The 13,081-nt window shown below is 71.3% G+C and carries 6 protein-coding genes; 2 read left to right on the top strand and 4 right to left on the bottom strand.

Annotation, left to right across the window (positions count from 1 at the left end; all coding sequences use genetic code 11):
* Window positions 1-124 precede the first annotated feature (124 nt).
* Genes C7C45_RS28295 through C7C45_RS28285 form a run of 3 tightly spaced genes read right to left on the bottom strand, consistent with a single transcriptional unit; the run spans window position 125 to window position 8,970 of the window.
* A complete protein-coding gene (locus C7C45_RS28295) occupies window positions 125-1,060 on the bottom strand; it encodes a fatty acid desaturase family protein (RefSeq protein WP_110567121.1) in 936 nt (311 codons plus the stop codon).
* A gap of 30 nt (window positions 1,061-1,090) precedes the next feature.
* A complete protein-coding gene (locus C7C45_RS28290) occupies window positions 1,091-2,002 on the bottom strand; it encodes a pyridoxal-phosphate dependent enzyme (protein ID WP_208641398.1) in 912 nt (303 codons plus the stop codon).
* 26 nt (window positions 2,003-2,028) lie between these two features.
* Window positions 2,029-8,970, bottom strand: a complete 6,942-nt coding sequence (locus C7C45_RS28285; protein ID WP_110567119.1) for a non-ribosomal peptide synthetase/MFS transporter — start codon at window positions 8,968-8,970, stop codon at window positions 2,029-2,031.
* 310 nt (window positions 8,971-9,280) lie between these two features.
* On the opposite strand from C7C45_RS28285, the gene C7C45_RS34550 reads away from it, so the two are divergent.
* The gene (locus C7C45_RS34550) at window positions 9,281-11,215 is read left to right on the top strand and encodes a hypothetical protein (protein WP_208641394.1); all 1,935 of its coding nucleotides are present in this window, start codon (window positions 9,281-9,283) and stop codon (window positions 11,213-11,215) included.
* 94 nt (window positions 11,216-11,309) lie between these two features.
* On the opposite strand, the gene C7C45_RS28275 is transcribed toward C7C45_RS34550, so the two are convergent.
* Window positions 11,310-12,503 (bottom strand): glycosyltransferase, encoded by a 1,194-nt coding sequence (locus C7C45_RS28275; protein ID WP_110567117.1) that lies wholly within the window; start codon window positions 12,501-12,503, stop codon window positions 11,310-11,312.
* Window positions 12,504-12,860: 357 nt separating this feature from the next.
* On the opposite strand from C7C45_RS28275, the gene C7C45_RS34545 reads away from it, so the two are divergent.
* Window positions 12,861-13,081, top strand: a 221-nt coding sequence (locus C7C45_RS34545) for a hypothetical protein (RefSeq protein ID WP_208641393.1), incomplete at its 3' end; no start/stop codon positions are given.

Below are 13,081 nucleotides of genomic sequence, written 5' to 3'. Positions count from 1 at the left end.
GCGAGGATGCGATGCGGTGCCCTATGACCACAAAGCGGCCGACGAGGGACACCCCGGGCCACGCTCGACCAACTGCCCAAAGGTCAAAGCCAACCCAACAGTCCTCTCGCGGCCGCTCGGGGTGCTACTTCGGGGCGCGCAGCGCCTGCCATAGCGTGCGGTAGAAGTCGGCGTAGGTCCGCTCGACGTGTGTGGCGAGCCGCCTCGTTTCCTCGTGCCGGGCGGGGAGCTGGTTGATGGGTACGCTCATCGCGGCGTGGTGCTCGATGTGCAGGTTGTTGCCGTTGGTGTACCAGGTACTCAACCAGCTGCCACGGATCGAACGGGTGTTGTGGAGCACGTTGGTCGTCTCGGTGTCGCAGAGAATGTGCTCGGGCAGCTCAACGAGGAAGTGCATCGGCACGGCGGCGACGACCGGCAGCACCCAGAGCAGCAACACGTACTCACCGAGACCGGCGAGGGCCAGACCGGTGGCGGCGAGAACTGCGGCGCCCTGGACCAGGTGCTCCTGCACGACGTGACGCCGCATCTTCGGGCTGATGTCACCGAACTCGTAGTTCCACCGGCCGGCCGCGCTGCGGACGACGTCCCGTAGCACGACCAGGACGCGGTGGTAGTCGAACGAACCGCGCAGCAGCGTGGCGAACGTCAGCGATTGGCGTGTGTCGAACCCGAAGAACTCGGTGTCGTGCGGGGTGCCCAGAAAGCGGTGGTGCTGCAGGTGTCGTACCCGGTAGTGGCTGTAGACGACGAACAGTGGGAGGCCGAGTGGCACCCCGACCAGGCGATGCGGCCAGGCCCTGCGGAACGCGGAGTGGTGCAGTACCTGGTGTTGGAGTTCGACCGCGTGGGTGTACATGGCGGCTAGCAGCAGCACGCCTGCGACGACCGCGAGCGGTTCCGGACGCAGGGCGAGGGTGGCCCCGGCCGCGGTGATCAGGGCCAGGACACCGAGCTTGCCGAGGAAGACGCGTTCGTCGGCGCCGGTGGTGCGGGCGCGAGCGAACAGCAGGCTGGGCGCGGGGGCGGGGATGGACGCGGGCACGGCGGTGAGCGTCATGGTTCTTCCTCGGAGGCGGTGTGGGTGGGTTCAGCGGCCGCTGAGCAGGACGACGTGGGTTCCGGTCAACACGGTGCGGCGAGCGTGCGCGAGCAGCCCGGCGAGGGCGACCGAGCCGGCGGCGGTGGGCTGGGCTCCGTACCCGGCGAGCAGGTGCCGCGCGGTGAGCAGTTCGTCGTCGGTGGCCGCGTGTACGGCACCGCCGCTGGCTCTGATCGCGTCGAGGGCCTCAGGGCCCTGTAGTGCATGCCAGTTGACCAGCGGCTGGTTGTGGTCGGTCGTGCTGACCCCGTCCGGGTCGAGCATCCGGTACGGTCCCGGCCAGCTCGTCACCAGCGGGTTGTTGCCGGCCGAGCCGACGCCGTGCAGCGGCACGTCCCACCCGAGCTGACCCAGCGCCTTGTGGACGGCGATGACGGTGGTGCCGTTGCCGACCGGGATCCACAGCGCCGCTGGCGGTTCGTCCAGCTCGGCGTGCAGTGCGTGGGCGACGGTGCCGTGGCCGGTGAACACCGCCTCGACGTAGGGACCGTCGACGTTGCCGTCGACCGCGCCGTCGAGGGTGGCCAGTCGCCTGGACTCGTCGACCGCGTCCTCGTAATTGCCGTCGACCAGGTGCACGTCCGCGCCGGCCGAGCGCATGAAGGCGCCGCCGTCGCTCCAGCCGGTGGGCAGCACGACGGTGCAGGGCATGCCGATGGCACCGCAGGCCATGGCCATCGCGCGTCCGTAGTTACCGCAGGTGGCGATGACGATGCGCCGTCGACCTTCGGCGATCGCCTGGGCGACGACCTGGCGTGCGGCGGGTTCCTTGTGGCTTCCGGAGGCGTACCGGGTCTCGTCCTTGACGAGGATCCGGGCGCCGGGTACGAGGTCCTGAGCGTCGATCAAGGGGGTCCCGTACGCATCGATGGGGTGCTCGATGTGGGTGTCGACGAACACGTGGTGGCCTTTCGCGAGGGTGGGTGTCAGCGGGCGGTGGGCAGCGCGGCGTCGGCCTCGCGCTGCAGGTCGTCGCGGGAGCCGATCTCGGCGGGTGGGAGGGCGTCGGGCAGGTCGTCCTCGAGCAGTCGCAGCCGGCGGTCGAGCCAGCCCCGAACGGCCCACGCGAGTTGCAGCAGGCCACTGACTGTCACCAGCAGCGCGAGTCCGCGGCCGGGTCCGGTGCCGAGCACCTCGCCGACGCTGCCAGCCAGAGCGCCGCCGGGTTCGAGCAACGGCTGGACGTACCGTTCGGCGAGAGGGCCGACCACCAGATAACCGACCGGCATCGTGAGCATCATCAGCGAGATGAAGATCGACAGGATGCGGCCCTGCAACTCGAAGCCGACCTTCGTCTGCACGACGGCGATCCAGTGCCCCTCGGCGAGCGACTCACCAAAGGTCAGCAGGAACATGCCCACGATCACCCACAACGGGCCGGCGCCGAGCCCGACGACGGTCATCGCGATGCTCGCCAGGCCCATGAAGAGGATGAGGCCGTGGGCGCGGCGGACCGTTCCGCCCCAGACGCCCATGACGACACTGCCGGCGAGCCCTCCGACGCCTCCGGCGCCCAGGGCCAGACCGAGCACCGACGGGCTCTGCTCGATGAGCAGCATCGGGGTGATGACGGCGAAGCCGAGCGTGTAGAAGGCATGGTCGACGATGAAGAACCGCAACGCGGCCCGCAGGCCAGGGCGGCGGATGATGTAGCGCCAGCCGTTGGCGATCTCGGTGCGGAACGGCTCCTCCCGCCGATGGAACATCAGGTTCGGGAACCGCACGAGCAGGAGGGACAGCACCCCGGCCGCGAAGGTGGCGGTGTCGATGAGCAGCACGCCGGAAACGCCGACGGTGGCGATCAGGCCGGCACCGAGCAGCGGGGCGAACACCGTGCCGACCGAGACACCGAGCTGGTTGATCCCGGTGGCGTGCCCGAGGAACCGCTTGGGCGCCAGTTGGGCAACGGCCGCGAGGTAGGCGGGCCGTTGGAACGCGCCAGCCACCGAGGTGACCGACACCGCCAGGTAGATCTGCCAGAGTTGCAGGCCGCCACCGGCGAACACCGCCACGGCCAGCGTCGCCATGGACAGGCCCGCGACGGCGTCGCTGGCGAGCATCACCCGTCGCCGATCCCAGCGGTCGGCGACCGCGCCGGCGAGGGGCCCGACGAGAATGCCGGGCAGTAGACCGATCGCGTTGACGACGGCGAAGTCGGTGAGGGATCCGGTGCGTTGGAAGACCCAGATGCTGAGTACGAGGGCGCTGAGCCCACTGCCGATCATCGAGAGGAACTGACCGGCAGCGACCGTCGCGAAGCGCGCGAGACTTGGCGCCGGCCCCGCCGGGTGGTTCTGTTGCACCGGTTCGGTCGTCGCGCCACCCGCGAACGCCACGAGCTCGGCGGCCAGCGGCCGCGCGTGCGACTTGACGAAGAAGTGCCCGGCCTTGGGCAGGACCGCGAGGTGCACACCGCCCTCGCCGAAGTGCTCCCACTCGTGGAAGCGCTCCTGGTAGTGCTCGGTCACCCGGTCGCGCGAGCCCACGACAGCCAGCACGGGCGCCTTCAGTTTGGCGGCCTGCCCCTCGTAGGCGGTGGTGAAGAACTCCTCGGCGTCGCGGGCGTCGTGCCGGACGTTGCGCAGTACGAACGCCTGCTGCTGCGGGTCGTCCACATCGGTGAAGCCGCCGCGGCCCCGCAGGTAGGCCAGGTACTCGCGGTCCGAGGTGAGCGCGTCGGTCGGCACGAACCGGTAGAACCAGTCGAAGATTCGTCCCGGCAGCCGGGCCGTCGGGAAGCCCGCACCGAGCGCCACACCCGCGAGCTCGACGCCCGCCTCCTCGGCGCGCCGTGCGATCTGCATGGTGACGGCGACGCCGAGGCAGTGGCCGTACAGCAGCACCGGTCCGCTGACCTCCTGCAGCTCGACGAGCACCCGCTCGGCAACCTCGGCCGAGGGCAGCAGCGGCTCGTCGGGACGGGCGTAGTCGTGCCCGGGCAACTCGACGGCCAGCAGTGCCCAGGTGGATGGCAGCGCGTCGGCCAGCGGCTGGTAGGCGACCGCGCTGCCACCCGAGTACGGAACGCCGACGACGGTCATGCCACCGGCGGCGAGGTCCGCGTCGCGCGGGGTGAGCCGGTGCAGCATCCGCCGCTGGGCGGGCGGACTCTCCACGCGGCTGTCCAGCAGTGCCGCGAGTCGGCGTACGGTCGGCTGCTGGTAGAGGTCGAGCAGCGTGGGCGTCGGCGTGATCTGCCGGACCACCTTCAGCGCCGCGAACGAGTCCCCGCCGAGGGCGAAGAAGCTGTCGTCAAGACCGATGTCGGCGACACCGAGCACGACAGACCAAGCCTCGGCGATCGCCTTCTCCCGTGGCGTCCCCGGCGCGGGGCCGGTCACGGCGGCACCGGTCTGCGGCGGCGCGGGCAGACGGCGCCGGTCGAGTTTGCCGTTGGGTGTCAACGGCAGCGCGCTCAGGGTCAGCACGCGGGCGGGGACCATGTGCACGGGCAGCGAGCGGCCCAGCGCGTCGCGGAGCCCGGCTTCGTCGGCCTCCTCGCCGGTCGCCGTGACCACGTATCCGATCAGCCGGGCGATACCCGAGGTCGGGGTGTGCACGGCGACCGCGCACGACGCGACGCCCGGCAGGGCACCCAGCGCCGCCTCCACCTCGCCCAGTTCGATCCGGTAACCGTTGACCTTGACCTGGTCGTCGAGGCGGCCGAGGAAATCGACCGTGCCGTCGGCGTGGAAGCGGGCGGCGTCGCCGGTGCGGTACATACGCGCCCCAGGTTCGGGGGCGTACGGGTCGTCGACGAAACGTTCGGCGGTCAGCTCGGGCCGCCTGTGGTATCCGGGGGCGACACCGGCTCCGCCCAGGTACAGCTCGCCGACGACACCTGCGGGTACGGGCTCGCCGTGGGCGTCCAGCACGTACACGCGGTTGTTGGGAAACGGGCGCCCGATCGGCAGCGGCGCCTCGGCGGGCAGGTGCGCCGCGGAGCCGTCGAACCAGACGTTGTCGACGGTCACCTCGGTCACGCCGTACGCGTTGACCACCCGGCCGTGCGGCCCGACCAGGCGGCGGGCCAGCTCGTACTCGTGCACGTGCCACTTCTCGCCGCCGCCGATGAGCATCCGCAGCCAGGAAAGGCCCGTGCCCGTACGGTCAGCGTGCGCGAGCAGCCCGCGCAGCACGGCCGGGACCAGTTCGGTGCACTCGACCCGTTCGGTGCGCATCAGCTCGTACAGGTCGGCCGGATCGAGCAGCGTCTCCCGGGGCACGACGACCAGCCGCCCGCCGGTGGTGTGGGCCCGCAGCGTCTCCCCGACGAACATGTCGAAGGAGAAGCTGGCCGCTTGCTGGTACGTCCATTCCGGACGCAGGTCGTAGGCGCGCTGCCACATGTCGGCGGCGTGCACCAGGTTGCGGTGTGTCACGACGACGCCTTTGGCCTTGCCGGTGGAGCCGGAGGTGTAGATGACGTAGGCCGGGTCGTCGGCCGCGGCGGACGGCGGCAGGTCGCTGCCGTCCTCCGGCAGCGGGTCGTGCAGGTACGCGGCGTCGATAAGCACGGTGGCGCCGCTGTCGGCGAGCATGTAGTCGAGCCGTTCGCGCGGGTAGGCGGGGTCGAGCGGCACGTAGGCCGCGCCTGCCTTGAGCACGCCCCACATCGCGACGAACAGGTCGAGGCCCCGGTCCAGACAGATCGCCACCCGGTCGCCGGGTTGGACACCTGCGGCCCGCAACCGCCGGGCGACGCGGTTGGCCTGCATGTTCACGTCGCCGTAGCTCATCGTGTCGCCGCGGAACGTCAGCGCCGGCGCGTCGGGTGTGGCTGCGGCGTGCCGCTCGAACAGCTCGTGGACCGTCGTCGCGTCCGGAACGGGCACCGCCACGTCGTTCCAGTCGTGCAGGATCCGGTGCCGCTCCTCGGCGGTCAGCAGCGGCAGGCGTAGCACCTCGGTGCCCGGGTCGCTCGCGGCGGCGGCCAGCAGGGTGAGCAGATGGTCGGCCAGCGCCGCCACCCGTGGCTCGTCGAACAGTTCGGTGGCGTAGTCGATGGTCAGCAGCGGTCCGTCGGCCGGGAAGTCCAGGCCGACGGCGAGGTCCACCATGGTGGCGGCGGGCGCGAGTTCCCCGGTGTACCGGACGGCCGTATCGCGCGGCGTCGGCGTGTTGTGCACGGTGAGCATCACCGGGCTGACCCGGTTCCGGTTGCCGCTGCCGGGCCGCGCCAACGCGTCAACCAGGTCGGGCAGGGCGAGCGTCTGGTGGTCGAGGTCGGCCAGGACGGCGTCGCGGACCCGCGCGACCAACTGGGCGAACGTCGGTGCGCCGGCCACGTCGCCTCGCATGGGCAGGATGTTGAGCAGCGGCCCGACCAGGGCGGCCTCACCCGGTCCGGTGCGCCCGGCGACCGGAGTCAGCACGGTCACGTCGGTTCGGCCGGTGTAGCGGGCGAGGACCGTCTGCAGCCCGGCCAGCACCACCATGAACAGGCTCGCGCGCTCGCCTCGGCCGTAGGCGCGCAGCCGCTCCAGTAGCGCGGGGTCGACGTGACGGGTCAGCCGCGCGGCGGCGAAGGACCGGGCCACCGGGCGCGGCCGGTCGGCGGGCAGTTCCAGGTCGAGGTCCGCGTCCGTGAACCGCTGTCGCCAGTACTCCCGCAGCTCGGCGTCGGAGCGGGCGGCCGTGTTCCGCGCCGCCAGATCGGGCAGCGCGACGGCAGGGGCCAGGTCGGGCTCCGCACCGGTACGGGCGGCGTGGTACAGCGCGGCCAACTCCTCCCCGACGACCGTGGCGGACCAGCCGTCGAACACCAGATGGTGTACGACCAGGACCAGCTGCGTACGGTCGGTGTCCAGGTACGCCCGCGCGAGCGGCCCGGCGGCGAGGTCGAACTTCGCCTTGACCGGCTCCCCCTGCACCAGCTCGAGTAGGGCGTCGGAGCCGATCACCATCCGCGGCTCGGCACCGTCGTCGGGAAACCGGGCGCGTAGCAGTGGGTGTCGACGAGCCAGCGCGGTGAGGGCGCGGGCCAGCGCGGCGGGGTCGACCGGCTCGGCGAAGCGGTAGCGGATGCCCAGGGTGTGCGCGGGCAGGTCGGCGCAGACCTGCTCGGCGACCCAGAAGTCCCGCTGCAGGGAGCTCAGCGCCACCGGGACGCCCTCGGCCACCGTGACCGTCTCGGCCACCCCGCCGGTGCCGGCGCTCGTGACGAGGTTCGCCACCTCCGCCAGGGTGGGCGCCGCGTACAGCCGGCTCAGCGTCAGCTCCACACCGTGCTCGTGCCGCAGGGCGCTGAGCATTCGTACGGCGTCGAGTGAGTCGCCGCCGAGTGCGAGAAAGTCGTCGTCCTGGCGTACCTGTGGGATGCCGAGCACCGCCGTCCAGATCCGGGCCACCGCGTGCTGCGCCGGGGTGAGGCCGGTGTCCACGACCGGGCCGTCCGGGACAACCGCGGCCAGAGCCCGCCGATCGACCTTGCCCTGCACGGTGAGCGGCAGGCGGTCGTGACGCACCAGAGCTGCCGGGACCAGGTACGCGGGGAGCACCTCGGCCAGGGCGGCGCGAACCGCGGTCAGGTCGATCCCGCGGGCGGCGACCACGTGTCCGGTCAGCCGCGCCTGGCCGCCCCGCTCACCGAGCACCACGACGGCGTCCTCGATACCCGGCGCGGTCCGCAGCGCCGCCTCGATCTCCCCCGGCTCCACCCGGAAACCACGGATCTTCATCTGCTCGTCGAGGCGCCCCAGGAACTCCAGCGACCCGTCCGCGGCACGGCGCACCCGGTCCCCGGTGCGGTACTCGCGGCCGGTGGGCCCCGGCCGGAACCGCTCGGTGGTCAGGTCCGGCCGGCGCAGGTACCCGGCGGCGACCTGGGCTCCACCGATCGCCAGTTCCCCGGCTTCACCGTCGGGGGTCTCGGCGCCGTCCGCGGCCAGTACGCGACAGGTGACGCCAGGCAGTGGGTGTCCGATCGGCACGGCGTCGCCGGCCCAGCCGGTCAGGTCGGCGACGGTGGCGACGACGGTGGTCTCGGTCGGCCCGTAGGTGTTGAGCAGCCGTACCCCCGGGCCGGCGGCATGCTGCCACCGGCGCACCGCGTCGGGCCGCGCGGCCTCGCCCCCGATGATCGCCAGCCGGACCGTGGCGGGCAGGGTCGCCTCGGCACGGTCCAGGGCGGCGACCAGGTCGTGCCAGTACGCGGTCGGCAGGTCCAGCACGGTGATGCCGAGTCCCGCGCAGCGATCCAGGAACAGGTCGGGGCGACTGATCATGTCGTCGTCGCGCAGCACGACGGCCGCCCCGCAGGTCAGCGCCGGGAAGATCTCCTCGACGCTGGCGTCGAAGCTCAGCGACGCGAACTGCAGGACGCGGTCGGCGGCGGTGAGCTCGTAGCGCTGCCGGGCGGCGGCGCAGAACGCGGCGAGCGCGGACATCGGCACGACCACGCCCTTGGGCCGCCCGGTCGACCCAGACGTGTACACGACGTACGCCGCTCTCCCGCCGGCCGCCTCGTGCGCTTCCGTTCCGACCACTGTGTCCGTCGCGGTGACGCCATCCGTGGTGATGACCGCGCGGGGCCTCGCGTCAGCGAGGATGAGTTCCTGACGCGCCGCCGGATAGGCCGGATCGATGGGCACGTAGCCCGCGCCCACCCGCAGGACCGCCAGCATCGCCACGACCGCGTCCCGGCTACGCGGAATGCGCAGCCCCACCAGGTCGCCGCCCGATACCCCGGCCGCCGTCAACTCTGTCGCCCGCTCCTCGACGCGGGCAACCAGCTCCGCGTAGGTCAGGTCACCGGCGCCGTCGATCACCGCCGCAGCCGCGGGCTGGCGCCGGGCCTGCGCAACGATCGCTTGCCACAGTGGACCCTCCCCCACCGGCGAGGTGCGGATGTCGATGGCCTGACTCATGAAGGGCTCCCGGGTGTCGCAGACAGCGAAAGGCGTGCCGGCGCAAGACCCTAGGGACCACGTGAGGTTCGCGGATGAACACCGGCCGACGCCCGAAAGGACGTTGATCACGCAGGCGTTCACCTGGTAAACGCCACGGCCTACCGGCCAACACCGCCGCCGCCTGCGGGAACATCGTTGACACACACTCGTCTGTGATGAACCATGCGTGAACTCGACGACGTGGGAGTGGTGTCAAGCCGACATCGTCAGCTACTGGTGCGGCAGGTGCTCCCGCCCCCACCCGCTAGTCGCGACAGGAGCAGGATCGATGACCCGCTACACGATGGCTGCCTCCGACGCCGGTGGCGAACGGCTCGGCGAACGTGTCGCCGCCACAGCGCCCACCCTCGGAGAAGCCGCCGAATTCGGCGACAGCTGTCGGACGAACTACGTGTCGGTCTGCGATGACCGCGCCCACCTCACCCTCTACGGGCGGGACGTCAGCGGCTCCTGGTCGGTGATCGCGGCCGGTGTCGACATCGAGACCGCCGAGGAGGTGCGCCTCTGGTTCGACCTCACGCAGCATTACCGCGGGCCGTCGTCGGCCAGCACCAGTGGCCGTGCCGACCACCCTCTCGACCATGCCTCGACGCTGGAAAGCGAGCGGATGGACGCGGCACGGGTCGTCTTGCTTGTCGTGGAGCGGATCCAGGCACGCCGCTTGGACTACCCCACCGACGGGCTTGTGGCGGATCGCTTCGAAGCGGGCTGGAGCGTGTACGCGCCGGTGGACGTCGACGAAAGCGATCCGATGGCCTTTCTGGACATGCCGGTGGGCAGGTCGGTCTTCCTGGTGAGCGATGCGGGGCGAGTGAAGGAGATATCGAGCTCGATCCCTGCGCGGCAGGCGGAGGAGATGTTCACCGCCGAGGAGGCGTACGTGCGCCGCCGGCTGGCCGGGGAAGGGTTCATGGCCGACCTCAGGAACGAGGTCATGCGGCTTGACTCCGCGTCGGAAGGCTCCGCAGGCATCGCCTCGTTCACCATCGACACCCCGGCCGAGGTGATCGCGGCCAGGGCGTCGGCGCTGCTCGGCCCGATCGCACAGCAGTTGGCCCTGCTCGGTCCGCCGGGGTGGGACCGCTTCGCGGCGGTCTTCTCCTTCACGGTGTCCGGCGAGGTCGCCCAGCTGCGGTTCTGGTCCGGTAGTCGGAGCACCGAGGCTCGGGTACCCGAGCAGATAGCCGTGCTGGTCCGCCGGCAACGGCATCTCGCCGCACGGATGCCGGCCGGGCCGTGGTGGCGTCTGCTGGTCACCGTCAGCGACAGCGCTGGAACAGGCGCCCAGATGACCACGGACTACGACTACGGCGATCGGCCCTTCCCGGACGACCATCTGCTGGCCCCCGAGTACTACCGGGAGGACCTGGCCGCCTACCCACGCGCCCACACGCCGGCATGGCTCTCCGAACACACGGCCAGTGCCGCCGAGTCCGGTCCTGCACGCCGTACGGCACCGCGAGAGACTGGTGCGACGACGCGGAGGCCCGACGTCCGGCAGCCCACACCACCACCGACGCGACAGGCGCCGGCCCCGCGACCCGACGTGGTAGCCCCCAGCCCCCGGAACGCGCCCTCCACATCAACGCCCCCACAAGACCCGATGCCGTCCGCGGGGCCGCCGCAGCCCGGCGGGGTTCCGGTCCTCGACACCACCCTCGGCTGGACACGTCTGCACGCCGACCCACAGGTGATCACCTACGGCAGGAAATCGATCACGCTCGACCAGGTGGAGTGGGTCAGCTATTCGTCGATCCAGGTCGCCGAGAAGCGCTTCCTGTTCCCCACCTTCTACGACAACAGGTGGGACTTCCAGGTGGGGCGTTACCCGTACTACGGCGGGCCGAAGGTCGCCGTGCGCTTCTCGAAAGGAGGCCGCCGCGCGGAACAGCCGCAGGAGTGGACGTTCCTGGTGAACCTGGCCAGGCAGTACCTGGAGCCCCGGTTACTCAACGAGCTGGTCAACCAGGTTCGCCGTGGTGAGACCGTCACGGTCGGCGGAAGCGTGCAGGTGAGCCGGGACGGCATCGCGTGTGCGAAGCCACGCTTCTCTCTGCCCTGGGCGTCGATCAGCCCTGCGTCCCTGCGCAACGGCATGATCTGGATCCATCAGGTAGGCGTCGAGAAGCCAGTGCTGACCGTGCCTCTGAGCCACCCCAACGCTGCGCTGATCCCGAACCTCTTCGCCGCACTCACGTCGTGATGACCGAGCGCCGTCCGCCACTCGTCCCAGCAGGTTCAACCCGCGCCACCGTAAGGGGTCGACGGCGTGTGGATGCTCGGCACGCCGGCTTCGGTCAATCTGCCGCGTCGAGCAACAACCTGGCGGCCCTCGCCGCCCCATCGGTGCGGATCGTGCCGGCGACGGCGGTCGCCCGTGTCCGGGTCTCGGGATCCAGGGCCGCCCTCAGTGCGGCCGACAGCGACTCGACGGTCGGGGTCGGACCGGCGTGCGCCGCACCGATGCCCAGGTCGGCGACCCGGCCGGCCCAGTATGGCTGGTCGGTCGCCAGGGGCACCACCACCTGCGGCGCACCGGCCCGGGCCGCCGTCGTCAGGGTCCCCGCGCCCCCGTGGTGCACCACAGCGGCCACCTGGCGGAACAGCGCCTGCTGGTTGACCTCGCCCACGACGAAGCAGTCCTCGGCGTCGTCGATCGGAGCCAGCCCGGCCCAGCCCCGCCCGATCAGTACGCGGCGCCCCTGCGCCCGGATCGCCTTGATGGCCACGGCGGCGATGCCCCGCGGGGCGCGCATGCTGCCGAAGCCGACGTACACCGGGGGCGCGCCGGCGTCCAGGAACGCCACCAGTTCGGCCGGCAGCGGGCGTTCGTCGGGCAGGATCCACGCGCCGGTCTGCACCACGTCGAGGTCCGCCGTCTCCCGCCACGGGCCCAGGACCGGGTCCGCCGCGAGCCACGGGCGGTCGGTCAGCACGTGGTCGCGGACCCTGTCCACCGGAGACAGGCCAACCGACGCCCGGTGGGTGTTGATCGGCTCGCCGAACATCGCGTCATAGGTCCGCGCCTCCAGCCGCCACAGCGTCCGATTGTCCGTCACCCCCCTCGGGAACGGCCGACCCCAGGGCCACGGCGGGTGATGCGGCGACGGCAGCACGATCGGACAAAAGGACACGTACGCGTACCGAATGCCCAGCTTCTCGGCCACCGACGGCGTCACGAAGAGCACCATGCCGGCAGCTACGAGCAGGTCGCATCCCTCGGCCGCCGCCGCGATCGTCTCGAACTGCGTGGCCATCATCTCGGCCACGGCACGCGAGGCCTCTGCCGCCGACGACGGTCGCACCAACGAGCGCCAGGGCTGGCCGATCGTCACCAGCGGTACGCCGACACCGGCCAGCAGCTCGACGAACTCCTCGTCCGGGGGTGCGCACACCAGAACCTCGGCGCCGAGTTCCCGCAACCGCAGCGCGAGCCCCACGATCGGTTCGACGTCCCCGCGTGACCCATACGTCGACAACAACACGCGCACTCCGGGTCTCCCGCTTCCGTAGGTGTCGCCCTCGGTCAGCGATTCTGCGACACCTATCGGATTCCGGCGCAAGTCCCGGGGCGGGGACGCCCGAAGCCGGACGTTGACGGTCACTAGGCGCCGGCCTGGGCGGTGCCGGAACACACCGAGGACCTTCGCCTCCACCGCCTCGGTTCCCGCCAGACGCATCGCCACAGCTCTCTACCACGACCCCGGGAACTCCCCTGACTTCGGCAAAGTCAGCATCAGCTGGCCAACCCCCGGTTCACACATCCGTCACGGTTGGTAGATTCTCAGCCGTGTCTACGGCGAAACCGTCCGTTTGTCTCGACCACGGGCAAGGGCTCGGGGAGTAGCGTGCCCAACGATCCGATCACAGACACCCGCGATCCGCTCCATCCGCTCCTGCACGGAACACCGGAGCTGGGACGTTCCCTCCGGCCACCGGTCTGGGCCGGGATCACCGGCCTGGCGGTCGTCATCCTCCTCGCCGCGATCGCCATCCCGCCGCTGATCTCCCTCGGCAAAGACCAGCGGCCCGACGGACCCCAGGCGCGACCGCCCACCGCCACCGCCCC

The organism is Micromonospora arborensis, assembly GCF_003205615.1.
In the GTDB taxonomy this organism is placed as follows: domain Bacteria; phylum Actinomycetota; class Actinomycetes; order Mycobacteriales; family Micromonosporaceae; genus Micromonospora; species Micromonospora arborensis.
Note: the sequence above shows the minus strand (reverse complement) of the source record. Positions and strands in the feature narration are given on the sequence as shown.